The organism is Flavobacterium riviphilum (assembly GCF_055231795.1).
Map to the genome: position 1 here is coordinate 74,836 of NZ_JBUYSY010000006.1, position 25,170 is coordinate 100,005.

19 protein-coding genes are annotated in these 25,170 nt (G+C 39.3%); 17 read left to right on the top strand and 2 right to left on the bottom strand.

Annotation, left to right across the window (positions count from 1 at the left end; translation table 11 throughout):
• Positions 1 to 113: 113 nt before the first annotated feature.
• From ACZIX2_RS07990 to ACZIX2_RS08040, 11 genes are all read left to right on the top strand, one after another.
• On the top strand, positions 114 to 3,155 hold the full coding sequence (locus tag ACZIX2_RS07990; protein WP_463339565.1) for a SusC/RagA family TonB-linked outer membrane protein: 3,042 nt from the start codon (positions 114 to 116) through the stop codon (positions 3,153 to 3,155).
• A gap of 11 nt (positions 3,156 to 3,166) precedes the next feature.
• Positions 3,167 to 4,684 carry a RagB/SusD family nutrient uptake outer membrane protein gene (locus ACZIX2_RS07995; protein WP_463339566.1) on the top strand — a complete coding sequence of 506 codons (1,518 nt, stop codon included), beginning with the start codon at positions 3,167 to 3,169 and terminating at the stop codon, positions 4,682 to 4,684.
• 180 nt (positions 4,685 to 4,864) lie between these two features.
• The gene (locus ACZIX2_RS08000) at positions 4,865 to 6,463 is read left to right on the top strand and encodes a hypothetical protein (protein ID WP_463339567.1); all 1,599 of its coding nucleotides are present in this window, start codon (positions 4,865 to 4,867) and stop codon (positions 6,461 to 6,463) included.
• 12 nt (positions 6,464 to 6,475) lie between these two features.
• A complete protein-coding gene (locus tag ACZIX2_RS08005; protein ID WP_463339568.1) occupies positions 6,476 to 8,092 on the top strand; it encodes a family 16 glycosylhydrolase in 1,617 nt (538 codons plus the stop codon).
• Positions 8,093 to 8,315: 223 nt separating this feature from the next.
• Positions 8,316 to 9,578: a glycoside hydrolase family 2 TIM barrel-domain containing protein gene (locus tag ACZIX2_RS08010; RefSeq protein ID WP_463339569.1), complete on the top strand. Its 1,263-nt coding sequence runs from the start codon at positions 8,316 to 8,318 to the stop codon at positions 9,576 to 9,578.
• 92 nt (positions 9,579 to 9,670) lie between these two features.
• Positions 9,671 to 13,072, top strand: a complete 3,402-nt coding sequence (locus ACZIX2_RS08015) for a hypothetical protein (RefSeq protein ID WP_463339570.1) — start codon at positions 9,671 to 9,673, stop codon at positions 13,070 to 13,072.
• 1 nt (position 13,073) lies between these two features.
• Complete coding sequence (locus tag ACZIX2_RS08020; RefSeq protein ID WP_463339571.1) at positions 13,074 to 14,336, top strand: glycosyl hydrolase family 17 protein; 1,263 nt, start codon at positions 13,074 to 13,076, stop codon at positions 14,334 to 14,336.
• A 113-nt stretch (positions 14,337 to 14,449) separates the two neighbouring features.
• A complete protein-coding gene (locus ACZIX2_RS08025) occupies positions 14,450 to 15,880 on the top strand; it encodes an MFS transporter (RefSeq protein ID WP_463339572.1) in 1,431 nt (476 codons plus the stop codon).
• A 97-nt stretch (positions 15,881 to 15,977) separates the two neighbouring features.
• Positions 15,978 to 16,247, top strand: a complete 270-nt coding sequence (locus ACZIX2_RS08030; RefSeq protein ID WP_463339573.1) for a hypothetical protein — start codon at positions 15,978 to 15,980, stop codon at positions 16,245 to 16,247.
• Between the two features lie 181 nt (positions 16,248 to 16,428).
• Positions 16,429 to 18,714 (top strand): beta-glucosidase BglX, encoded by a 2,286-nt coding sequence (gene bglX / locus ACZIX2_RS08035; RefSeq protein ID WP_463339574.1) that lies wholly within the window; start codon positions 16,429 to 16,431, stop codon positions 18,712 to 18,714.
• 216 nt (positions 18,715 to 18,930) lie between these two features.
• Complete coding sequence (locus ACZIX2_RS08040) at positions 18,931 to 19,692, top strand: glycoside hydrolase family 16 protein (RefSeq protein WP_463339575.1); 762 nt, start codon at positions 18,931 to 18,933, stop codon at positions 19,690 to 19,692.
• A 254-nt stretch (positions 19,693 to 19,946) separates the two neighbouring features.
• Here ACZIX2_RS08040 and ACZIX2_RS08045 read toward each other — a convergent pair whose 3' ends face one another.
• The gene (locus ACZIX2_RS08045; RefSeq protein WP_463339576.1) at positions 19,947 to 20,093 is read right to left on the bottom strand and encodes a hypothetical protein; all 147 of its coding nucleotides are present in this window, start codon (positions 20,091 to 20,093) and stop codon (positions 19,947 to 19,949) included.
• A gap of 315 nt (positions 20,094 to 20,408) precedes the next feature.
• Here ACZIX2_RS08045 and ACZIX2_RS08050 point away from each other — a divergent pair, with 315 nt between their 5' ends.
• A complete protein-coding gene (locus tag ACZIX2_RS08050; RefSeq protein ID WP_463339577.1) occupies positions 20,409 to 20,999 on the top strand; it encodes an RNA polymerase sigma factor in 591 nt (196 codons plus the stop codon).
• Between the two features lie 65 nt (positions 21,000 to 21,064).
• On the top strand, positions 21,065 to 21,208 hold the full coding sequence (locus tag ACZIX2_RS08055; RefSeq protein WP_463339578.1) for a hypothetical protein: 144 nt from the start codon (positions 21,065 to 21,067) through the stop codon (positions 21,206 to 21,208).
• Positions 21,209 to 21,258: 50 nt separating this feature from the next.
• Here ACZIX2_RS08055 and ACZIX2_RS08060 read toward each other — a convergent pair whose 3' ends face one another.
• Positions 21,259 to 21,912: an endonuclease III domain-containing protein gene (locus ACZIX2_RS08060; protein WP_463339579.1), complete on the bottom strand. Its 654-nt coding sequence runs from the start codon at positions 21,910 to 21,912 to the stop codon at positions 21,259 to 21,261.
• A 99-nt stretch (positions 21,913 to 22,011) separates the two neighbouring features.
• Here ACZIX2_RS08060 and bcp point away from each other — a divergent pair, with 99 nt between their 5' ends.
• The 4 genes from bcp to ACZIX2_RS08080 all read left to right on the top strand — a co-directional run bounded on the left by bcp (position 22,012) and on the right by ACZIX2_RS08080 (position 25,061).
• The gene (gene bcp, locus ACZIX2_RS08065) at positions 22,012 to 22,464 is read left to right on the top strand and encodes a thioredoxin-dependent thiol peroxidase (protein WP_463339580.1); all 453 of its coding nucleotides are present in this window, start codon (positions 22,012 to 22,014) and stop codon (positions 22,462 to 22,464) included.
• A 676-nt stretch (positions 22,465 to 23,140) separates the two neighbouring features.
• Positions 23,141 to 23,599, top strand: a complete 459-nt coding sequence (locus ACZIX2_RS08070) for a YciI family protein (protein ID WP_463339581.1) — start codon at positions 23,141 to 23,143, stop codon at positions 23,597 to 23,599.
• Positions 23,600 to 24,406: 807 nt separating this feature from the next.
• Positions 24,407 to 24,706, top strand: coding sequence for a nucleotidyltransferase family protein (locus ACZIX2_RS08075; RefSeq protein ID WP_463339582.1), 300 nt, complete (start codon positions 24,407 to 24,409; stop codon positions 24,704 to 24,706).
• The gene (locus ACZIX2_RS08080) at positions 24,699 to 25,061 is read left to right on the top strand and encodes a HepT-like ribonuclease domain-containing protein (protein ID WP_463339583.1); all 363 of its coding nucleotides are present in this window, start codon (positions 24,699 to 24,701) and stop codon (positions 25,059 to 25,061) included. The genes ACZIX2_RS08075 and ACZIX2_RS08080 overlap by 8 nt, the downstream gene beginning before the upstream one ends.
• Positions 25,062 to 25,170: the final 109 nt, after the last annotated feature.

Below are 25,170 nucleotides of genomic sequence, written 5' to 3' on the forward strand. Positions count from 1 at the left end.
TAATAAAAAAATAGACTGCTTTTTTTGCTTTGTATGTTTTTTGTAGAGGTGGAATTTAAACTATCACGTTGTAGTTAGCTTAAATTTACAATTCAATACAAAACCTAAACATTATGAGATCTAAATTAGTAGTAATTGCTTTCATTTTGTTTGCATCATTAGGATATGCGCAAACAAATGAAATCAGTGGAACGGTACTCAGTGCCACAGACGGACTCTCTCTTCCGGGGGTTAATGTGAGAGTGAAAGACGGAAGTCAAAGCACACAAACCGACTTTGATGGAAGTTTTAAATTAAAAAACCTAGCCAACAACGCGGTGATAGTTTTTAGTTACATCGGATACAAAGACTATCAAGTAACGGTATCGGGAAATAAACCCATCACCGTGAAAATGGTAGAAGAATCCAACACACTGAAAGAAGTTGTGGTAATTGGATACGGTACCCAAAAGAAAAGAGAAGTAACCGGTGCCGTTTCTGTTCTAGACGGTAAAGCACTGGATGTTATTAAACCTGTTAAAGTAGAACAAGCCCTTCAAGGAACGGTTTCTGGGGTAAACGTAACCACACAATCTGGTGCTCCGGGTGCTGCCTTGGATATCCGTATTCGTGGTATCGCTACCAATGGAGAAAACCGTCCAACCACTATTATTGACGGTTATGTGGGGGAATTAGGATTGTTAAACCCTAACGATATTGAGACCATCACCGTTCTGAAAGATGCACAAGCCGCTATTTATGGTACTATTGGTGCTAACGGGGTAATCTTAGTAACAACCAAAGCCGGAAAGAAAAACCAAAAAACAAAAGTAAATTATAATACTTACGTTGGTTTTCAAGAAGCAGCTCGTATATTACCTACTTTAAATGCTACAGAATACGCTTTATTATTGAATGAAAGCTATGCCAATGGAGGACAAACCATACCTTATCCTAACGTAACAGGCTTGGGCAAAGGAACCAACTGGCAAAAACAAGTGTTCCAAACAGGCGTACCAATGATTAACCATGACATGACCATTTCTGGTGGTGCAGAGAAAATCAATTACTCTGTGAGTGGTTCACATTTAGATCAAGAAGGTATCATTGGAGGCGCTAAATCAGGTTTCCTTAGAAACACAGCAAGAATTGCTCTTGGTGCCGATTTGACTGATAAAATCAAATTGAAAACCAACGTTATCTATACTTATTTTGATAGAAAAACATTAAACGAAAACGGATTAGGTTCAGTATTGTTCAATGCCTTGAACGTACCGGCAACTTTTAGTCCATATGATGCCAATGGTAGCTTTACCGTACTACCAATAACTGGTTTAGGTACTGAAATCATCAACCCATTAGCTCAAATAGACAATACTTACAATGCTTACAACTTCAAAAAATTGAATGGTAACTTCGGTGTTGACTACAAACTTTTTGAAGGATTTACCCTTTCTAGTACCATTGGTTTTAATACCGCAAACGCTAAGTCTAAAACTTTTGCCAAAGAAGTATCTTATGGAGGAAAAGTATTTGATGTAGTTCGTAGCTCGGTAACCCAAGGAGCAGTAAATGACAACGATTACTCATTTGACCTTTTTGCTACTTACAACAAAACATTTGGCGAAGACCATAACTTGGTAGGAACTTTAGGAAATACCATTTATAAACAATGGGGGAATGGGTTATTTGCTACTGGATTTGATGTACCCTATAATTCTTGGGAATATGCTGATATTGCATTAACTCCGGGTACTATTGATGGTAGAACCAACAGTTCTTATGTATATGACGAAAGAAGATTGTCGTACTTCGGTAGAGTACAATACGATTATAAAGGAAAATATTTGTTGTCGGCCATGTTAAGACGCGATGCTTCGACCAAATTTGGACCTGGAAATAAGGTTGGATATTTTCCATCGTTCACAGCGGGTTGGATCATTTCTGACGAAGGATTCTACGGGGAAAACAGAACCTTGAGCTTTATGAAATTAAGAGCAAGTTATGGTACCCTTGGAAATGACCAAATTCCAAATAATGGCTATGTAGGGTTCCTAAACGGTGAAGCAACTTACGTTTTTGATAATGCCATTGTAAATGGTACAGCTACAGGACAAACACCTAACCCTGATTTAAAATGGGAAGAAGCCAAGAAATTCGACGTTGGTTTGGATTTAAAATTATTCGATAACCAATTATCTATCATTACCGATTATTTTATCGATACCCGTGCTGACCTATTGATTCCAAACATTCCTGTTTCTGGTATTACTGGAGTATTTGCTCCAGGGGCAAGTGCTCCTACTTTGAATGCCGGTACGGTAAGAAACTCAGGGATCGAATTTGCGGTAGATTACAAAAAAACGTTTGAAAATGAATTATCCTTTAGCGTAGGTTATAATGTTACCTTCTTGAAAAATAAAGTGTTGGAAGTGAATAACGGTACTGGATTTATCGAAGGAGGTTCATTTGGAGTTGGACAACCTGCTCCTTCAAGAATGCAAGTAGGATTACCAATCGGATATTTCTATGGATACAAAACCGATGGTATCTTTCAAAACCAAGCCGAAGTTGACGCTCATCCTTCTCAATTAGCTTTAGGAGCCGAAGCAGTACCTGGTGATATTCGCTATGTTGATATCAACGAAGATGGAGTAATTGACGCCAAAGATAGAACCAATATCGGTGACCCAGTTCCTGCCGCTACTATGGGATTCAATGTTCAATTGAACTATAAAAATCTTGATTTTGCATTATACACTTTTGCTTCTGTAGGCAACGATATGGTGCGTAACTACGAAAGAACTTTATCAGACGCAAATCGTTTGAACTATGTATTAGACCGTTGGACAGGAGAAGGGACTAGCAATTCTGTACCTAGAGTAACTACGGGAGCTACATCCAATAATGTGTTCTCTGATTACTTTGTAGAAGACGCTTCGTATTTCAGAATCCAAAACATTCAATTAGGATATACTTTGAATTCTAAATTTACCGAAAGATTTAGTATGTCTAAATTCAGAATGTACGCTGGGGTAAACAACTTGTTGACCTTAACCAAGTACAGAGGTTACGATCCAGGGGCTTCGAATGGTGCTCCAATTGGAGGGGGAATTGACTACGGTTTCTATCCAATTCCTAGAACATACATGTTCGGTTTAAACATTAATTTCTAATTGCAATTACAATGAAAAAGTATCTTATTTTAACCATAGCAACGGTAGTGGTTTCAGCCTTTAGCGTAACCTCATGTACTGATGACTTTGTGGATCGTAAACCCGAATATTCTATCGATTCCGAAAATTATTTCAATGCGAAAGCAGATTATGAATACGCTCTTATCGCAGCTTACGACTTGTTGCAATCGTCTTATGTGAATGTATTGTTGGGCGAAATTGCTTCAGACAATACCTTAGCAGGGGGGGAAAACCCAACCGATGTGATCGGTTTTCAACAAGTAGACGATATGATCCATACTCCTATCAACAGTAACTTGAGAGATGTATGGAACTGGATGTTTGCCGGTGTGCAAAGAGCCAACTTTATCTTAGAATTCAAAGATAAAATCGATTTTCAAGGCAAAAACCAAATCATCGCCGAAGCGCGTTTCTTGCGTGCGTACTACCATTTTGAATTGGTAAAATGGTTTGGAGGTATTCCTTTAAAAGGCGATGCCCGTTTCAAAATTGGAGACGAAAAAACCATTAAAAGAGCCACTAAAGAAGAAGTATATGCGTCTATCGAATCCGATTTGATTTTTGCTTCTCAAAATTTAGCAGCGGTTCCTGCTCAAAAAGGACGTGCTACTAAAGGGGCTGCCTTAGCCTTGCTAGGAAAAGCATACTTATACCAAAACAAATTTGCGCAAGCAGCAACTACTTTAGAAAGTGTAATTACATCCAATACGTACCAATTGGTTACTGATTATAACAGTATTTTTGAAGCCGAAGGAGAAAACAACAAAGAATCGGTTTTTGAAGTACAATATACCGATGCTGAAGGAGCTGGGTTTAATTGTTTACAATGTAGTGAAGGTAACGTAGCTGTAGGATTTAATGGGATACGAGGCTATAAATTAAAGCCTATAACCGCAGGGGTACCTAATCCTAATCCTCCACCTAAATATACTTCTGGTTATAGTTTCAATGTACCAACAAAAGAAAGTTATAATGCATTTGAAGTGGGAGACAGTAGATTGAGTACTTCTATATTAGATATAGTTGCATGGTCAGCAGCCAATAATACTATTTATGATGAAGGGAATGAGCATACAGGTTACTATAATCAAAAATATTTGCCAAGAAAACGTAGCTCTTCTTCTCAAGGAGATTTGAACTTGACCAATCCAAACAACTACAGAGCTATTCGTTATGCTGATGTATTGTTAATGGCGGCCGAAGCCAATGCTAGAGGAGGAATTAGCGATGCCAAAGCCAAACAATATTTGAACGATGTACGTCGTCGTGCTTTTGGAGATTTGAACCATGATATTACGGCTTCTGGTCCAGCTTTAGTTGACTTTATTTTAGCAGAAAGACGTTTAGAATTGATGGGAGAAGGACACCGTTTCTTTGACTTAGTGAGAACTGGTAAAGCGGCTGGGAAAATTCCAAACTTTAAAGCGAATAAAAATGAGTTATTCCCAATTCCAATCGAAGAAATTCAGTTTTCAAACGGTAACTGGGAACAAAACCCTGGATATTAATTCCTAGAAGTCATAATGGCTATGGCAGAGGCAATTCCATAATTCAATTGCATCTTTCGAAGCTGACATAATATAAAAGTAAAGTTTTATGAAATCGCCCATTATCAATCTGTTTGTTGCAAACACCAATGGGTTAAAGGCGATAACATATATGACATACAAAAAATAAATTTTACATATATGAAAAAAATAGTTGTAATCATACAAATGTTAGTACTCACAATACTGTTGAGTTGTACTAACGAAAACGATCTGATCGATTTGAGCGGTGTTCCTGCTCCTGGCAATTTATCAGCGTTAACTACCGTTACCCAAGACAATACGGGTAAGGTGACCATCTTACCTCGTGGAGAAGGGGTAACTCGATATGAAATATATTTTGGTGATGGTACCAAAGATCCTGCCTATGTGATTCCTGGACAATCGGTAGACCATGTGTACAAAGAAGGGGTATACGATGCTAAGATTGTGGGAACTACCATAGATGGCAAAAGAACTGAAGCGATCCAAAAAGTGGTAGTGGCCTTTAGAGCACCTGAAAACTTAGTGGTGACAATTGAAAATGACAAAGTGGTGTCTTACAAAGTAACCGTAAAAGCTACAGCCGATTTTGCTTTGTTTTATGAAGTGTATTTTGGAGAACCAGGTAATGATAAACCAGTTTTAGCCAACAATGGCGAAGCGGTTTCATATACTTACAAAGCGGCAGGTGAATACAACATTAGAGTGGTGTCAAAAAGTGCGGCCATTGCTACTACAACCTATACGGCAAAAGTGATAGCAACTAAAGTAGTGGCTCCAAGTGCCTCGGCTCCAACACCTCCTAACAGACAACCTGCTGATGTGATAAGTTTATATGGTAGCAAATACACCAATTTAGCCGGTACGAATTTCTTCCCAGATTGGGGACAAGGCGGACAAGGCAGCAGCTGGGCTGAGTTTGATTTGAATGGTGATAAAATGCTAAATTATATCAACTTGAGCTACCAAGGAATTCAATTGGCCGATGGAAAAACAATTGATGTTTCTGCTATGGAGTTTTTACACATGGATGTTTGGACCGCCGATTTAGCCAAAATCGAAACCTCTTTGATCAGCTTAACAGGTGGTGAAAAACCAGTAGTGAAAGATCTAGTGGCTAACCAATGGACTAGTATCGAAATTCCAATTTCAGCTTTCACTAGTCAAGGATTGAAAGTGTCAGATATTTTTCAATTGAAATTTGTTGGGACTCCATGGGCTAAAGGCTCTGTATTTATTGATAACATTTATTTCTACAGAACACCTAAGGAATTGACACAATTCCCTATAGATTTCGAATCTACAGTATTGCCATACACTTGGTCTGGTTTTGGATCATCAAGTTTTGGTCCTATTCCTGCATCGGTGGTTACTAATCCAGACAAATCGGGAGCCAATGTTTCTAACAAAGTAGTTAAAATAGAAAAGACTGCTGGAGCACAAATTTGGGCAGGAGCTACTTTACCATTAGATACTAAAATGGATTTTACCAAAGGAACTAAAGTGAAAATCACCGTTTGGTCACCAAAAGTAGGCGCAACGATTAAGTTCAAAATGGAAGATCAAGCCAATTCTAATACTAACTTCGAAGTGGACGCGACTACTACTAAAGCTAATGCTTGGGAAGTATTAACTTTCGATTTAACAGGTAAATATGATGCATCAAAAACGTACAATCTAATCGCGTTATTCCCTGATTTTGGAGTGGATGGTACTGGAACGACTTATTATTTTGATGACTTCAAACAATCCAACTAAAACTATTCAACAATGAAAAATATTTTAAAACAGATAACAGCTGTCTTTTTACTACTGATGATGGTAAATTGCCAGGACGATAATGTAGAGTTTGGAGCCTTGACTGCTCCGACCAACTTACAAGTAAAAGTGGATATTATCGGAAAAACGGCCGCTACCCCTGATGGGGACGGAACGGGTAAAGTTTTGCTAACCGCCAAAGCCGATAACGCCATTTCTTACAAATATATTTTTAGTGACGGTACGTCAGAAAATGCCCCTAGCGGAATTTTTGAAAAAGCCTTTACCAAACCTGGGGTAAATACCTATACCGTAACGGTTTTGGCCAGCGGAAAAGGAGGAATCACTACCAATACTACCATTGAAGTAAAAGTATTGAGCACTTTCAAAGACGAGGAAGCCGTACAATTCTTAACAGGAGGAAGTTCAAAAAAATGGTATTGGTCACAATCAGAGCAAGGACACTTAGGCGTAGGACCCAACAGTAACGATGCGACTCAAAATTACTATCCTGTATGGTATGCAGCGGCACCGGATGAAAAAGCAGGTACTTGTTTGTACAATAGCGTGATGACATTCTCTAAAGTTGGAAATGACTTGAAATTTGAATTGGACAACAAAGGCGATACATTCTATCATGGTTCTTATTTAGGAGGAGGAGATGACCGTTGTCAAGCTTTAGACACCAAAGGACAAAAAACAGTATTGTTAAGCCCTTCGGATTCATTCGTGTCTAAAAATCCAAATGCAGCGACTCAAACTCGTGGTACCATGTTGAATTTCTCTGATAATGGTTTTATGGGGTATTTCATTGGAACTAGCAAATATGAAATCCTTTCCTTAACAGAAAACAGAATGGTAGTAAGAGCCGTAATGGGCAACAATAAAGACTTAGCTTGGTATCATATCTTTACGTCAACACCTCCTGGTTCAGCAGGTCCAAGTGATTATACTAAATTAGTATGGTCAGACGAATTTGATACAGACGGAGCTCCAGATGCTAATAAATGGGGATACGACCTTGGCGCTGGTGGCTGGGGGAATAACGAAGTACAAAACTATACCAACAGCGCTAACAATGTGGTAGTTCAAGGTGGTGTTTTGAAAATTACAGCTAAAAAAGAAGGAGCCAATTATACCTCAGCACGTATCAAAACCCAAGGGAAATACAGCTTTAAGTATGGTAAAATTGAATTTAGAGCCAAAATGGCCAAAGGCGGTGGTACTTGGCCTGCAGTGTGGTCTTTAGGTAGTGATTTCCCTACTGTAGGATGGCCAGCTTGTGGCGAAATTGATTTCTTAGAGTATGTGGGCAACAAACCAAATGAAATAAGTTCAGCTCTACATTTCCCTGGAAATTCTGGTGGTGGTGCCTTGGTAGGTAAGAAAACCATCACGAATGCAGAAACAGAATTCCATGTGTACAAAACCATTTGGTCTCCTGCTGCTATCAAGTTTTATGTAGACAATGAATTGTATTACACGTATGCTAATTCTGCCTCTACAGTATTCAATAAAGAGTTCTTCTTGATTATGAATGTGGCCATGGGTGGAAGCTTAGGCGGAACTATCGATCCGTTATTCACGCAAGGTACAATGGAAGTGGATTACATCAGAGTATACCAATAAATTAATGTTGCTTTTTTCAATATCGAGTAAGTTGGGTAATACCAACTTACTCTGGTATTGATTTTTAATCTTATCCGTCAATATTACTATTTAAACAAAGGAGTACTTAGACATCGTGCAGTAGTAATAGCACTCATTTTTCAAAACATTTTAAGAAACCATTTTTTAATGTTTTTTACCATTCCAAGTGAGTTGTAAAAAACATTCAGAGTAAGTATATCTAATGATGAATAAAATTATAGCAGTACTACTATTAGCTACCGTATCTTTTTCGGTCTTTGGTCAAAGCCAATCGGTAAAGATACATTCGGATAACAAAGGTATTACCCTTCAAATAGATGGTAAAAATTGGCTGGTGAAAGGCATGAATTGGGATTATTTTCCCGTGGGACATAATTACGCTTTTAACTTATGGGAGCAACCCGAGGAGTTTATTCAAAAAGCCTTAGACAATGAAATGGGCCTACTTCAAAAAATGGGTGTAAACACTATTAGAGTGTATACAGGAATTCCCAAAAAATGGATCGAATACATTCATACGCGATTCGGAATCTATACTATGCTCAACCATCCTTTTGGCCGATATGGTGTAGCGATCGAAGGCAATTGGGTAGCCAATACCGAATATGCCGACCCCAAAGTAAGAACCGCTTTGTTGCAAGAAGTACAACAATTAACACAAGAATACAAGGATACCAAAGGACTTTTACTCTTTTTGTTGGGCAATGAAAACAATTTTGGACTGTTTTGGGAAGGAGCCGAAACCGAGAATGTACCCGTAGCAGATCAAAAATCAACCCAAAGAGCGCAAGCCTTATACCGCCTTTTTAATGAGGCAGCAACCGCTATGAAGAAAATCGATACCCATCATCCTGTGGCGATTTGCAATGGCGATTTGATGTTCTTGGATCTTATCGTAAAAGAATGTCCCAATATTGATGTGTTGGGCATCAACGTGTATCGAGGATTGTCTTTTGGCGATCTATTCGAAAGAGTACAAAAAGAATACGGAAAACCGGTACTGTTAACCGAGTTTGGTGCCGATGCTTTTAATGTGAAAACCCAAAAAGAAGACCAAGAAGCACAGGCAGCCATCTTAAAAGGGAATTGGCAAGAAATATATGAAAACGCCTCGGGTTTAGGCAAAGGTCAAAATTGTATCGGCGGGTTTACGTTCCAATTTAGCGACGGCTGGTGGAAAACAGGTCAAACCTACAATTTAGACGTGCACGACACCACCGCATCGTGGTCCAACGGCGGCTACACTGCCGATTATGAAAAAGGAAAAAACAACATGAACGAAGAATGGTTTGGGATTTGTGCCAAAAAACCGGCACCACCTGCGAAAGTGTACGAATTGCAACCCCGCTTGGCCTATTTCCTTTTACAAAAAATACACCAAGTAAACCCCTTATCAAAAGGGATGACCTCCAAAAAACTACATAAAAAGATAGCAGGAATAACAAACAAAACAAAAAAAAACTAGAACAGATAACGAGTGAAGATTCCTCAAGAGGAATACCACAATAACGGAATTACAGCACCACTCTTTTTATTAATTTTTAAAATCAGTACATCATGAACCTTGTCGAAATAGCAGGAGAAAAATATTATAAAATAGAAAATAGCGACGCACTAAGACCCTTCCTAATGAGTGTAGTAAGCGATTCCGATCATTGGCTGTTTTTGGCTAGCAATGGCGGACTGTCAGCAGGAAGAAAAAATGCAGACTATGCATTGTTTCCATATTATACCGATGATAAAATTACAGAATCAGCCGATATAACCGGTAGCAAAACCATTTTCCAAATTCGATTAAAGGACAAAACCCTGATTTGGGAACCTTTTTCCGATCGTTTTAATGACACCTATACCTTGACGCGAAACTTGTACAAAAGTTTTTATGGCAACAGTGTAATTTTTGAAGAAATACACGAGGATTTACAACTTACGTTCCGTTACCAATGGAGTTCAAGCAACCGCTTTGGGTTTGTTAAGCAATCAACGGTAGTCAATAATTCCGATAAAGACTATGCGTTAACCGTTTTAGATGGTCTTCAAAATATTATACCGTACGGTGTAGGTAGCGATTTGCAAAACAGTACCAGTAATTTAGTAGATGCATACAAAAGAAGCGAATTGCATGCCGAAAGTGGTATGGGAATTTTTGCTTTAAGTGCCATTATTGTGGATAGAGCAGAACCAAGCGAGGCGCTCAAAGCGAATATTGTTTGGTCCATGGGTATGGAGCACCCCACTTATTTAGTGTCTTCCAAGCAAGTTCCTGCCTTTAGAAAAGGGCAAAAGCTTAGCAATGAAAATGATAATAAAGGCGAAAAAGGAGCTTATTTTATTAGTAGCGAACTTCAGATGGCTCCCAATTCAGATAAGTCTTGGAAATTTATTGCGAATGTAAATCAAAACCAAGCACAAGTAGTTGCCCTTTGTGAGGCGATTCTTAAGGATGCCACTTTAGAACGTCAACTTAAGGAAGACGTGTTACTAGGTACTAAAAACTTAATTGCCCTGAATGCTGCGGCAGACGGATTGCAGTTTACTGCCGATAAAAAATCGGATGCACGTCATTTTTCGAATGCACTCTTCAATTGTATGCGTGGAGGAATTTTTGACGAAAACTACAAAATAGAAAAAGCAGATTTTGTGCCGTATTTCGAAAAAGCAAATGCTGTCGTTTTTGCCAAAAACAGCGCGTTTTTTGAGGCCTTAGCCGAAGCGTTCAATTACACCGAATTACTAGAACGGGTACAAAATCATGAAGATCAAGATCTAGTGCGTTTGTGTACGGAATATTTACCACTCAAATTCAGCCGTCGTCATGGGGATCCAAGCCGTCCTTGGAATAAATTCTCTATCAACACCCGAAATGAAATAGATGGCTCTAAAGTGTTAGATTATCAAGGCAACTGGCGCGATATTTTCCAAAACTGGGAAGCTTTAGCACATTCGTACCCTAATTTTATCGAGGGGATGATTCATAAGTTCTTGAATGCTTCAACTTTTGACGGATACAATCCGTACCGTGTAACCAAAAGTGGGTTTGATTGGGAAGCTTTAGAACCAGACAATCCATGGGCCTACATTGGTTATTGGGGCGACCACCAAATCATTTATCTACAAAAGTTTTTAGAGTTCATTCAAAAGTTTTATCCAGGCCGATTACAGTCGTATTTTGACAAAGATTGTTTTGTATATGCTGCGGTTCCTTATACCATTAAGTCCTATAAAGACATCGTAAAAAATTCTAAAGAGACTATTGATTACAGTTTTAGTTGGGAAAAGAAAATTCATGAACGTAAAGCAAAAATTGGAGCCGATGGCGCTTTGTTAACCACGTCCAAAGGAGGGATTCACCACGTGAACTTTATCGAGAAAATGTTGGCGACTCTATTAGCCAAAGTATCGAATTTTATTCCAGAAGGAGGAATTTGGATGAATACACAACGTCCGGAGTGGAATGATGCTAATAATGCCTTGGTGGGCAACGGTGTTTCTATGGTAACCCTATACTATTTGCGTCGTTTTATGACTTCTTTTGAAGCGATGTTGTCCGCTTATGCTGCAGAACAAATCGAGCTGTCCAACGAAATCATTCAGTTCTTCGATGATACTAAGGAGTGTTTGGCACATCATCAGTCGGCTCTTTCAGGACCGATTAATGATCAAAAACGTAAAGCCATTTTAGATGGTTTAGGCGAAGCTGCTTCAAAATACCGTTTGCATATTTATGAATTCGGTTTTTCGGGGCAAAAACGTTCGGTGTCGGTAGCCGAATTAAAAGCGTTTACTGCCTTGACCTTAAAATATATTGATCATACCATTAAGGCCAACGAACGTCCGGATCATTTGTATCATGCTTATAACTTGATGGAAGTGGTGAATGATGGCGTTACCATTTCGTATTTAGACGAAATGCTAGAAGGTCAAGTAGCCGTGTTAAGTTCGGGTTATTTAACTGCGGAAGCCGCCTTACAAACTATTGAGGCATTGCGAAACAGTGCTTTGTATCGTGAAGATCAAAATACGTACATTTTATACCCGAACAAAGAGCTGCCTAAATTTCTGGAGAAAAACTGTATTCCAGCACCAAGCGTGGCGCAATCCACCTTATTGTCGCTTTTAATTGCGGATAACAATGGAGCAATTCTTAACCAAGATGTGAAAGGAGCGTACCATTTTAATGGAAATTTCAATAATGCCAACGATTTGAAAAAGGCATTAGAACAATTGGGTAAAAACCAAAAATACAGCACATTAGTCGCTTTGGAAACGCCTAAGATTCTTCAGATTTTCGAAGAAGTGTTCAATCACAAAGCCTTCACAGGCCGATCTGGAACTTTCTTTGGGTATGAGGGCTTAGGATCTACCTTCTGGCATATGATTTCTAAATTGCATTTGGCCGTTCAGGAAGTATTGCAAAAAGCAACGGTTGAGCAAAAAGAAAAGAATTTAGTTAGCGCCTTAACCGCTCATTACGAAGGAGTAAAAGCCGGTATTGGGGTACATAAACCCACCAAATTATACGGGGCGTTTACCACCGATCCGTATTCTCATACCCCTTCACATCGCGGGGCACAACAACCTGGAATGACGGGACAAGTAAAAGAGGATCTTTTAACGAGAAAAGGGGAATTAGGAGTAACCGTGAAAGAAGGAATCCTATCATTCGAACCTACATTCTTGAGTGCCAATCAGTTCTTACAAGAGGCAGAGGAGGTTGAGTTGTATAACGTTAATCAGGAGAAATTTAGTGTACAATTGCCCAAAGGTAGTTTATCATTTACGGTTTGTCAAGTGCCTGTAGTATACCAATGGGCTGACCATGATGGTATCGAGGTCATCGCAAACACAGGAGCCAAAACAGCCCTTCCTGCTAGGACGTTGACCCATGAAATCAGCCAAAAAATATTCAACAGAACTGGAGAGATAAGCCAATTGGTGGTTTCCTTAAAGTCGCTTTAAGATGAAAATAAATAAATACTGCCACGGTATTGTAATGCTATTGCTAACCTTGGTTTTTTTTAGTTGTAAAAGCAGTCAAACTTCCTTACCTAAGGAAGTTTCGGCAGCTACTATACTCGGAAATCCCAACTATCAAGCCATGTGTTATGGCGGATACCGAACCAATTCCAGAGAAAACGTGCCTACCGTAGCACAAATTGTAGACGATTTGAGGATACTCTCGGCTATGAACATCAAAGTGTTGCGTACCTATAACGTGCATTATGCTGAAACAGCGCATTTGTTGGAAGCCATTCGATTACTCCAAAAGGAAAATCCTGCTTTTGAAATGTATGTTATGCTGGGCGCTTGGATCGATTGCAAAAATGCTTGGACCGGGCAACCTTTACTCCGCAACCAAGACAGCGATCGCAATCCCGTTGAAATTGCCGAAGCGGTTCGATTGGCTCAATTGTATCCGGATATCATTAAAATTATCGCCGTGGGCAACGAAGCCATGGTCAAATGGGCATATGCCTATTATGTGGAACCTAGTATCATTTTGAAATGGGTAAATCATTTGCAATCCTTAAAACAAAAAGGTGATCTTCCTAAAGACCTTTGGATAACTAGTTCGGATAATTTTGCTTCATGGGGTGGGGGCGATAAAGAGTATCATGTGGCCGATTTAGCCACGTTGTTTCAAGCGGTAGATTATGTGTCAGTACATACCTATCCGATGCACGATACCCATTACAACCCGAAATTCTGGGGTGTTTTACCCGAAGAAGCTGGGCTTTCAGAGAAAGAAAAGATCGACAAGGCCATGCTACGGGCACGAGAGTATGCCGTGAATCAGTTCAATCAAGTGAAAAATTACATGCAATCCATTGGGGTGAACAAACCCCTACACATCGGAGAAACGGGATGGGCGAGTGTATCCAACGAATTTTATGGAGCCGAAGGTTCCAAAGCCACCGACGAATACAAAGCAGCAGTTTATCATGACCTTATGAGAGCTTGGAGTAAGCAGGCAGGAATAAGTCTTTTTTACTTCGAAGGTTTCGACGAGCAATGGAAAGATGCAAAAAATCCACTGGGTTCCGAAAATCATTTTGGGATGATCACGCTGGAAGGCAAAGCCAAATTCGCACTCTGGAAAGCCGTGGACCAAGGCATATTCAAAGGATTAACCCGAGAGGGAAAAACCATTACCAAAACCTATGATGGAGACGAAAAAAAATTATGGGAGCACGTCAAAACGCCCCCAGTAGTTCAACAATAAAAATAATTCAATCAAATTACAGCAATTCAGATTTGGTCTGTTTCCTTTTATGATATATTCCTAAATCGTAATCCAAACCATCTTTGATGTATAAATAACCAATTTAAAAGGGTATGGAAAATAAAAGTATAAGTGCAGTGAAAGTAGTACCGATGAGTCATAAACTAGCTTTCGGATTTGGAATGTTAGCCAATCAAATGTTTCCCGCAGCACTAGGGATTTTTATGGTAGTGTTAGTCCAAGATCTCGGGTTTCCGGCCTGGATGTGGGGGATTCTATTCTTTTTGCCTCGTATTTTCGACGCATTTTTAGATCCTATCATGGGATACATCTCCGATAACACCCGATCAAAATGGGGCAGACGCCGTCAGTACGTATTTATAGGGGCTATTCTTATGGGAGTATCTTTCGTGGTGATGTGGCAATTGTACCGAGAAAACGGCTTAAATTATAACTTTTTGTATTTCTTGTTTTGGTCGTTTATGTTTTATTTGGGACTCACTATTTTTAGTGTACCCTACGTGGCTATGGGCTACGAAATGAGCGATGATTTTCACGAGAGAACCTCAATTATGGCCATTTCGCAGTGGATAGGACAATGGGCATGGGTTATTGCACCATGGTTTTGGGTGTTTATGTATGATCAAAGTTGGTTTCCAAATGCCGATACTGCTACACGTAGTTTGGCCATTTGGGTGGGAATTTCCTGCATGATTTTAGCCATGATGCCTGCCATTTTTGTCAAAAGCAAATCAACAGAAAACGAAACCAGTTATGCACCACTAAACCTAAAAGGAATAGCCGGAAGTTTAAAAGAAATCATAGCCAGTTTTGGCGAAGCATTCAAAAGTGCGCCATTTAGAAAATTGTGTTTTGCCACCTTTTTAATTTTTAATGCGTTCAATACGGTAGCGAGTTTCTCCTTCTTTATTGTAGTGTATTATTTGTTTCAAGGCGATGTGGGAGCGGCTGGAGTTTGGCCTACCCTTTTTGGAAGCGTAGGAGCCTTAGCTACTACTTTTATGGTGATACCAATTGTGACTTGGATGTCTAAACAATTCGGAAAAAAGACGGCTTTTTTAATCTGTCAAGGGATTTCTATTTTTGGATATATTTTATTGTGGTTCCTTTTTATCCCCGGTAAACCCTATATGTTTTTGTTCGCGCTCCCGTTCTTTTCTTTTGGAATCGGAAGTTTATTTACCCTAATGATGTCGATGACTGCCGATGTGTGCGATGTGGACGAGTTGCAATCGGGCAAACGTAGAGAAGGTATTTTTGGAGCGATTTACTGGTGGATGGTGAAATTCGGTTTTGCCATTGCCGGATTGTTGACTGGGGTGATTATGACTTTTGTTGGTTTCAATCCTGATGCCGCCACCCAAACCGAAAGTGCAGTTACGGGCTTGCGATTGTTCTATTCCGGCATTCCAATGTTAGGAACGCTTTTAGCGATGTGGATCATGAGCGATTATGATTTAACCGAAGAAAAAGCTAGAGAAATCAAAAGCATCTTGCTTCAAAAAAAGGAAGAGGAACAGTAATTTGAAATTGTCTTAAATTATAGTTAAAATCATCGTATGCCTAAAGATTACATAATCTTCAACGGTATTTTTGCAAGACTAAATTGACTAAAGGAAAATGAGGAGTTCATTTTCCTTTAGTCTTTATGATTATATCAAGAAACAACTGAAAACGGCTTTTGGATTGGAATTTGGAATTTCAAATATCGGAATTTTTATATTAGAATTTCTCTTTAAAGATTTTGGAATTTGGAATTTAAGATATTGGAATTTTATATTAGAATTTCTTTTTAAAGATTTTGGAATTTGGAATTTAAGATATTGGAATTTTATATTAGAATTTCTTTTTAAAGATTTTGGAATTTGGAATTTAAGATTTGGAATTTAAGATTTGGAATTTAAGCTTTGGAATTTCTTCCCCAAGTATTGGAATTTGGAATTTCAAATATTGGAATTTAAGATTTTGGAATTTGGAATTTAAGATTTGGAATTTGGAATTTTAAATATTACAATTTCTCCACCATCAAAACCATAAGCTAAACCTAAAATAAAACACAAAATAGCGACCTATGAAAAAAAGAATATTGGTACTAATGATGCTGTCAATCGTGGGGGTTACACAAAGTATTTTGGCACAAAAAAAACAAAAGTATACTGCCGTTACTTTGGATAAAAAAGTGACCACTTTGTTGAAAAAAATGACGCTAGAAGAAAAAATTGGACAATTGAACCAATACAATGGCTTTTGGGACGTTACCGGACCTACACCACAAGAAGGGAAGGCGGCCAAGAAATATGAAGATTTGAAAAAAGGCTATGTGGGTTCGATGCTAAATGTCAAAGGGGTGAAAGACGTGCGTGCTTTACAAAAAATAGCCGTGGAAGAAACCCGCTTAGGTATTCCGCTCTTGTTTGGGTTTGATGTGATTCATGGCTATAAAACCATAAGTCCAATTCCGTTGGCCGAATCAGCCAGTTGGGATTTAGAAGCCATCAAAGCATCTGCAGCTATGGCCGCTGAAGAGGCAGGAGCCGTAGGGATCAATTGGACGTTTGCTCCTATGGTCGATATAAGCAGAGATGCCCGTTGGGGTAGGGTAATGGAAGGCGCTGGCGAGGACCCTTACCTTGGCAGTTTGATTGCCAAAGCTAGAGTAGAAGGATTTCAAGGCGATTTATCCTCTAATAAAAACATTTTGGCTTGTGCCAAACACTTTGCAGGTTATGCCTTTGCCGAGGCGGGAAGAGATTACAACACGGTGGATGTGAGCGAATCGACCCTTCACAATGTGATTTTGCCTCCCTTCAAAGCTGCAGTTGAGGCAGGGGTACTGAGTTTTATGAATGCTTTTAACGAATGGAATGGAGTACCGGCTACCGGAAATGCGTATTTGCAACGCAAAATCTTAAAAGGCGACTGGGGCTTCCCAGGTTTTGTGGTTTCGGATTGGGGATCCATACTCGAAATGCAATTGCATGGGCATGCCAAAGACCTTAAACACGCAGCCGAATTGGCCATTACGGCAGGTTCAGACATGGATATGGAATCCTATGCGTATGTAGACCATTTGGCACAATTGGTTCGCGAAGGTAAAGTAAAAGAAAGCACCATTGACGAAGCGACAAAACGCATTCTAAGAGCTAAATTTTTATTGGGTCTTTTTGATAATCCCTATAAATATTGCGACGAAGCTTACGAACAAGCAACAGTGGGCAAACCCGAAATGCAACAAACCGTTTTGGATATGGCCAAAAAATCGATTGTTCTTTTAAAGAATAACAAAGATCTTCTTCCACTTAAAAAATCGGGACAAAAAATTGCTTTAATTGGTGCTTTGGCAGCGGATAAAACAAGTCCTCTGGGCAATTGGCGCTTGGCAGCCGATGAAAAGTCGGCCGTTTCGGTACTAGAAGGTATGCAAGCCTATAAAGACAACCAATTGACCTACGCCAAAGGAGCAGACTTAGTGTTGGAAGAGCCCAAGTTTGTATTCGAACTCAAAATGAATACCACGGATAAAAGTGGTTTTGCCGAAGCCATCGCGGTTGCCAAAAGTGCCGATGTAGTGGTAATGGTGTTGGGAGAGCACGGTTTACACTCAGGAGAAGCCCGCAGCAGAACCGATATTGGGTTACCTGGGGTGCAACAAGAACTCTTGGAAGCCGTGTATGCAGTGAATCCGAATATTGTTTTGGTGTTGAACAACGGCCGACCTTTAGCGCTACCATGGGCCGACGAGCACATTCCGGCGATAGTGGAAGCTTGGCAACTCGGTTCGCAAAGCGGGAATGCCATCGCGCAAGTATTGTATGGCGATTACAACCCAAGTGGTAAATTACCCATGACCTTTCCTCGTAACTTAGGCCAAGTGCCTTTGTATTACAATCATAAAAACACAGGACGTCCGCATGCCTTAGATCCGGGGACCGTGTTTTGGTCGCATTATATTGATGAAAAAAATGACCCGCTCTATCCTTTTGGTTATGGTTTGAGCTATACCAAATTTGAATATGGCAATTTGCAGTTGTCCAGCACTACCATGAATGCAACTGGAAAAATTGAAGCTACGGTAGAGGTGACCAATACCGGAAAAGTAGCAGGTAAGGAAGTCGTGCAATGGTACATACGCGATTTGGTAGCAAGTGCCACTCGTCCAGTAAAGGAATTAAAAGGGTTTGAAATGGTAGAGTTGCAACCCAATGAAACCAAAAAAGTAGTCTTTACCATAGACGCCAAGACACTTGAGTTTTATTCCGCCAATGCCAAGTGGGAAACAGAGGAAGGCGATTTCAAAGTCTTCGTAGGCGGGAATGCGGCCCAAACCTTGGAAGCCGATTTCCAATACATCAAATAAGAAAACAAAATAGGGGGGAGTGGTAGTAATTACGGCTCCCCTTTTTTAGAGAGGTATCCGTTTCATGAACCCTACCAAGTAGCATGGAACGCTATAATCCTTTTAAATCGTAAAAAATAGATGATGACCTTTCTTCTTGCGTTCTTTGCGTATCTCTTTGTGTTCTTTGCGGTTAAACCTTTAAATTTTAAACAGATTCACTTATAAAACAGCTAAATGAAAAAATATATATTACTATTCTGTGGCGTTACCCTTTTGGGATGGGCACAGACAAAAGAACGAAAACTAGTCTGGGAAGAAAATTTCAACGGTACGACCTTGGATCGCAAGGTGTGGAATGTTGAATTAGGCGATGGTTGTCCTAACAATTGCAAATGGGGGAATAACGAACTGCAAGTGTACACCGATAAAAATTTTAAAGTGCGTAACGGAAAATTAGTCATTACCGCACAGAAAGAAGGGGAAGGGTACACTTCTGCCCGATTGACCACTAAAGGTAAAAAGGAATTTCAATATGGGAAAATGGAAATTCGGGCCCAATTGCCCACCGCCCTTGGGGTTTGGCCAGCGGTTTGGATGCTGGGGTCGAATATTGATACCGTAGGTTGGCCAAAGTGTGGTGAAATTGACATACTCGAATATGTAAGTCGCGAACCGCATGTGGTGTTTACTTCTTTACACACCCAAGACAGCCATGGGCTTACGATCAATACGAAAAAAACCACTTTGCCCAAAATCGAAAAAGGGTATCATTTGTATGCCATTGAATGGGATCAAGAGAAAATTGCCTTTTTTATAGACAATCGTTTGGTGTACACTTTTCAACCCGAAGAAAAAAACGAAACGGTTTGGCCATTTAATCAACCTTTTTATTTCTTGGCCAACTTAGCCGTAGGAGGAAATTTTGGTGGAAAAGAAGTAAACGACGCCGATTTCCCTGATAATTTTTATATCGACTATATCAAGGTCTATCAATAAGTAGGGGAGAATCATCATTTATCTGTTTACAGATTCAACATTACCCTTATGTTTAACTATTGGTCCCGAAGTTTCGGTTATAACCCGATCTTCGGGATTATTGCTGATTTTTCGGGACTATTCCCAATCCTTCAAACAATCTACTGACCTTTTTAAGGCACTTTTCACCCCTCACCATTCACTTCTCACTTCTGACTTCTCACTTCTAACCTCTCACTTCTAACCTCTCACTTCTAACCTCTCACTTCTAACCTCTAACTTCTACCTTCTGATTTCTGCCTTCTGCCATCTGCCATCTGCCTTCTACCTTCTGATTTCTGATTTCTGCCTTCTGCCATCTGCCATCTGCCTTCTACCTTCTGCCATCTACCTTCTGATTTCTGATTTCTGCCTTCTGCCATCTACCTTCTGATTTCTGATTTCTGCCTTCTGCCATCTGCCTTCCGCCTTATGCCTTCTGCCTTCTCACACCCCAAAACCCATAGCCCAAAACCTATAGCCCACAGCCCACAGCCCCCAGTCCACACCCCTTTTTTTGTAAACCCTATCTGAAGTTTTTCGCCTTTTATTAGTAGAAAACACCTTTGTTAGGTTTTTATTTGGTTTTTAAGATAAAAGTTTGTTAAATTTGGTCAACTAACCCATCAAGCTGTTGTGCCTATAGATTAACATTACTTTTTAGAACCCCAAAATAACGAACACTAAAAGGTAATGCTATGGAAACTACTCAATGCACCGATGCGTATTTGGTTCAGCTCTATGTTTCTGGAAATGAAAAAGCCCTAGAACAGCTGATCAACCGCCATGAATCTAAAATATTTGGTTTTATTTATTCCAAAATTCAAGATCGGGATTTGGCCAATGATATTTTTCAAGACACTTTTATCAAAGTAATTCGAACACTAAAGTCAGATGGATACACCGAAGAAGGAAAGTTTTTGCCTTTTGTGATGCGTGTGGCCAATAATTTAATCATTGATCATTTCAGAAAAAGTAAAAAAATGCCATTTTTTAGAGAAACGGAGGAGTTTTCTATTTTTTCGATCATGAAAGATGAGGCTTTGACGGTGGAAAATGAGTTAATAAGGGACCAAGTGGCAAAAGATTTGCGTCGAATTATTCAAGAATTACCCGAGGACCAAAAAGAAGTAGTGATGATGCGCATGTATCAAGATTTGAGTTTCAAAGAAATTTCAGAACTAACGGGAGTAAGTATCAATACAGCTTTGGGTCGCATGCGCTATGCTTTGTTGAATTTGCGTAAAGTGATCGAAAAGCATCAAATTATTTTGACCACTTCATACTAAAAGCAAAAATAGGCCGTTATGTTTTGAGAATCAATAGAGTTTCTCTCTTAATATCTTAAAACAGTATGGCAAAACTTTACTCCAAAAAAAAAGCAACCGCAAAAGATCTCAAACCCAAAAAAGAAGTCATTGATTTTTTGCTGAATTATTCTAGGGCCGTTACGATGGTGAAAACCAAAACTGCAGTTTTTGAAATAATTGCAAATTAAGTATGAACGCTTTAATAAAAAGGTAGGTAAAAAGCCAAATCGCTTTGTATCTACCTTTTTTGTTCTAGTTCGGTCAAGAGCGATTTTCGGCCAATTGTTTTGGTAATGACGTCTTTCTCGAGATCCCAACCTCTAGCAGGCGAATACTCCCGACCATACCAGATCATTTGCAGGTGTAAATCATTCCATAGGTCTTTGGGAAATAGGCGTTTGGCGTCTTTTTCGGTTTGCACCACGTTTTTGCCTGAGCTCAAATTCCAGCGATACATCAAGCGGTGAATATGGGTGTCTACCGGAAAAGCGGGTACGCCAAAGGCTTGCGACATAACTACGCTGGCGGTTTTGTGTCCCACGGCAGGTAGGGCTTCGAGGGCTTCAAAACTTTGAGGCACTTCCCCTTGATGTTTTTCGATTAAAATTTGCGACAAGCCGTAAATTCCTTTCGATTTCATGGGCGATAACCCACAAGGGCGGATAATATCTTGAATTTCTTCTATAGACAATTGGACCATGTCGTACGGATTATCGGCCTTGGCAAATAGGATAGGGGTAATTTGGTTCACCCGTACATCCGTGCATTGGGCCGAAAGCAACACGGCGACCAACAAAGTATAAGGATCTTTATGATCCAACGGAATGGGAATAGAAGGATATAAAGTTTGTAACGTTTGAATTGCGAAAGTGACGCGTTCTTGTTTGGTCATTTTGGTGAATTTATTTGGTAAAAATACTGTATTTTTGAATAGTAGACAATCCAGTCCTGCCAGAGCATTTTCTAAAGCGGGCTTAAAAACAATAGTATCATGACAACATTACAAAAAGGCGATGCCGCACCAGCTTTTTCAGGGGTAGATCAAGACGGAAAAGTACACCAATTAGCCGATTATAAGGGAAAAAAACTAGTAGTGTTTTTTTATCCCAAAGCCAGTACGCCGGGCTGTACCGCTGAGGCCTGCGATTTGAGAGATAATTTTGCTCGTTTTCAGGCACATAATTACGCCTTATTAGGTGTCAGTGCCGATAGTGCTAAGGCGCAAGCCAAGTTCAAAGAAAAATATGAATTTCCTTTTCCTTTACTTGCCGATGAAGACCATGCTGTAATCCAAGCCTTCGGCGTTTGGGGACCCAAAAAATTTATGGGAAAAGAATACGATGGCATTCACAGAACCACCTTTGTAATCGACGAGGAAGGTAAAATTGAAGAAGTAATCAAAGACGTTAAAACCAAAGCGCATGCCGCTCAGATTTTAAAGTAATAGGGCATCTCGGAAAGTTTATGTGAGAAGTTAGAAGTTAGAAGTGAGAAGTGAAAAGTGAGGACTGAAGGGAGTAGAGTTTTCACCATTCACCACTCACCATTCACCACTCACCATTCACCACTCACAACCCACCACTCATAACTCATAACTCACTATTCACTTCTCACCACTCACAACCCACCACTCATAACTCACTATTCACTATTCACCATTCACCATTCACTACTTTGTCAGGTTGAGCGCAGTCGAAACCCTTCTTATTATATGAGAGTCAGTGGAAGCGCAGTCGAAGGGTCTATCTAAAGCAAATCACTAATTCACAGCACAGAGATCTAATTTTTATTTTAAAAAAAAGTAATACTATGACTTCTACTTTGTCAGGTTGAGCGCAGTCGAAACCCTTCTTATTATAAAAGAGTCAATGGTAGCACAATCGCAGGGCCAATCCTAAAGCAAATCACTAATTCACAGCACTGAGGTTTATTTTTTATTTAAAAAAGTAATACAAAATGACGTCTACTTTGTCAGGTTGAGCGCAGTCGAAACCCTTCTTATTATATAAGAGTCAATGGTAGCGCAGTCGAAGGGCTAATTCAAAGCTAACCACCATTCACCATTCACCAATCACCAATTACTACTCTCCATTCACCACTACCTTCAAAAAACTAATAATATGAAAAAAATTTTAGGCATAGGATTATTGCTATTAGGCATGGCCTATGGATACGGACAAGTAACCAATACCAACTATGATGAAGCTTTGGCCAAGCAATTGGGGGGAGACGATTTTGGAATGAAGCGTTATGTTTTGGTTTTACTCAAAACAGGACCCAATACTACTACAGATAAAGCTTTTGTAGCCAAGGCTTTTGAGGGACACATGAAAAATATAGGGCAACTAGTTGAAAATAAAAAACTCGTCGTAGCGGGTCCTTGCGGGAAAAACGACGGACAGTATCGGGGTATTTTTATTTTGAATGTGGCAACTATAGAAGAAGCACAGGCTTTGGTACTCACCGACCCAGCGGTAAAAGAACAGCTATTAACCGCCGAACTACTGCCTTGGTATGGATCCGCGGCACTTCCAACCTACTTGCCCAATCATGACAAAATCTGGAAGAAAAACCCTTAAATTCAGTTGTCAGTTATCAGTTATCAGTTGTCGGTTATCAGTTATTCGTAATCCGTTATCAGTTATCGGTTATCGGTAATTGGTTGTCAGTTGTGGGTTGTCAATAGTGACTGAAGGGAATAGGTTTTTACTACTCACCATTCACCACCCTCTACAAATAACTCAAAACCCAAAACCCACAACGCATAACCCACAACTCAAAACCTTAAACTTTAAACCTTAACCCACAACTTACCACTCATAACCCACCATTCACTACTTTGTCAGGTTGAGCGCAGTCGAAACCCTTCTTATTATAAAAGAGTCAAGGGTAGCACAGTCGCAGGGCCAATCAAAAGCGAATCACTTCTACCTTCTGCCTTCTCACTTCTGCCTTCTCACTTCTGCCTTCTCACCTCTAACTTCTCACTTCTCACTTCTCACCTCTAACTTCTCACTTCTGCCTTCTCACTTCTGATTTCAAACTTCTGATTTCAAACTTCTGATTTCAAACTTCTGCCTTCTGCCTTCTGCCTTCTGCCTTCTGCCTTCTCACTTCTGCCTTCTGCCTTCTCACTTCTAACTTCTCACCTCTAACTTCTCACTTCTGCCTTCTCACCACTCAAAATCAATCAACATGAGGTATCAAAAGTTACTGTATAAAAATAGCAATCTCTTCTCCGGCTTTAGAGTTGGTTTACAACGAGTAGCAGTGTTGATTTTAATAGCAAAAAAAAATAAATAATCGTTGATTAAAAATTACACTATAGCATGAAGTAGCTAAAAAAAACAGAGAATTAATAGAAACTTTTTCGCTAAATTTGAAGTATGATTCAAATTGAAAAAAATATCGATCGCCTTAAAATAATTTGTTCTACCCACAATGTGGACAAAATGTACCTATTTGGTTCAGCTTTAAATTCAAATTTCAATGAAAAAAGCGATATTGATTTTTTAGTAAAATTTAAGCCTTTTGAAATATCACAATACTTTGATAATTATATGAATCTGAAAGAAAATTTGAAAAAATTATTCGGACGAGAAGTTGATTTGCTTGAAGAACAAACACTTAAAAATCCAATCTTAATAAATTCTATAAACAAAACTAAAGCGCTAATTTATGGATGAAAGAATCCTTAAATGGTTATTCGATATTAAAATAGCAATTGACGAAATTGATAGCTATTTTATAAACGAATCAAAAGATTTTTTTAACTATCGAGATAACTTGATGTTAAAAAGAGCTGTTGAAAGAGATTTAGAAATTATAGGCGAAGCAACGAACCGAATTATCACCAGAGATACAACATTTCAAACTAAAATAACCAATGCAAAAGCAATAATTAGTTTGAGAAATCAAGTAATTCATGCTTATGATAATATTTCAGATGAAAACATTTGGTCTATCTTAATCAATCACCTTCCGAAATTAAAAAAGGAAATCGAAAACCTAATCAACGAAAATTCACAAGACACTAAATGATTTTTACTGTTCACTGCTTACTCTTTTCACTTTATCACACTCAAAACCCACTACCACATTTCTTTTCTCACTCTTCACCCCCTGAGCTTGTCGAAGGGCCAATTTCAAA

Coding starts and splice junctions, on each gene's coding strand:
- ACZIX2_RS08025 (WP_463339572.1), top strand. CDS start 14,450: ATGGAAAATAAAAGTATAAGTGCAGTGAAAGTAGTACCGATGAGTCAT.
- ACZIX2_RS08060 (WP_463339579.1), bottom strand. CDS start 21,912: ATGACCAAACAAGAACGCGTCACTTTCGCAATTCAAACGTTACAAACT.
- ACZIX2_RS07995 (WP_463339566.1), top strand. CDS start 3,167: ATGAAAAAGTATCTTATTTTAACCATAGCAACGGTAGTGGTTTCAGCC.
- ACZIX2_RS08030 (WP_463339573.1), top strand. CDS start 15,978: ATGAGGAGTTCATTTTCCTTTAGTCTTTATGATTATATCAAGAAACAA.
- ACZIX2_RS08040 (WP_463339575.1), top strand. CDS start 18,931: ATGAAAAAATATATATTACTATTCTGTGGCGTTACCCTTTTGGGATGG.
- ACZIX2_RS08075 (WP_463339582.1), top strand. CDS start 24,407: ATGATTCAAATTGAAAAAAATATCGATCGCCTTAAAATAATTTGTTCT.
- ACZIX2_RS07990 (WP_463339565.1), top strand. CDS start 114: ATGAGATCTAAATTAGTAGTAATTGCTTTCATTTTGTTTGCATCATTA.
- ACZIX2_RS08070 (WP_463339581.1), top strand. CDS start 23,141: ATGAAAAAAATTTTAGGCATAGGATTATTGCTATTAGGCATGGCCTAT.
- ACZIX2_RS08020 (WP_463339571.1), top strand. CDS start 13,074: ATGAAAATAAATAAATACTGCCACGGTATTGTAATGCTATTGCTAACC.
- ACZIX2_RS08015 (WP_463339570.1), top strand. CDS start 9,671: ATGAACCTTGTCGAAATAGCAGGAGAAAAATATTATAAAATAGAAAAT.
- bcp (WP_463339580.1), top strand. CDS start 22,012: ATGACAACATTACAAAAAGGCGATGCCGCACCAGCTTTTTCAGGGGTA.
- bglX (WP_463339574.1), top strand. CDS start 16,429: ATGAAAAAAAGAATATTGGTACTAATGATGCTGTCAATCGTGGGGGTT.
- ACZIX2_RS08050 (WP_463339577.1), top strand. CDS start 20,409: ATGGAAACTACTCAATGCACCGATGCGTATTTGGTTCAGCTCTATGTT.
- ACZIX2_RS08010 (WP_463339569.1), top strand. CDS start 8,316: ATGATGAATAAAATTATAGCAGTACTACTATTAGCTACCGTATCTTTT.
- ACZIX2_RS08080 (WP_463339583.1), top strand. CDS start 24,699: ATGGATGAAAGAATCCTTAAATGGTTATTCGATATTAAAATAGCAATT.
- ACZIX2_RS08045 (WP_463339576.1), bottom strand. CDS start 20,093: ATGGCAGAAGGCAGAAATCAGAAATCAGAAGGTAGATGGCAGAAGGTA.
- ACZIX2_RS08000 (WP_463339567.1), top strand. CDS start 4,865: ATGAAAAAAATAGTTGTAATCATACAAATGTTAGTACTCACAATACTG.
- ACZIX2_RS08055 (WP_463339578.1), top strand. CDS start 21,065: ATGGCAAAACTTTACTCCAAAAAAAAAGCAACCGCAAAAGATCTCAAA.
- ACZIX2_RS08005 (WP_463339568.1), top strand. CDS start 6,476: ATGAAAAATATTTTAAAACAGATAACAGCTGTCTTTTTACTACTGATG.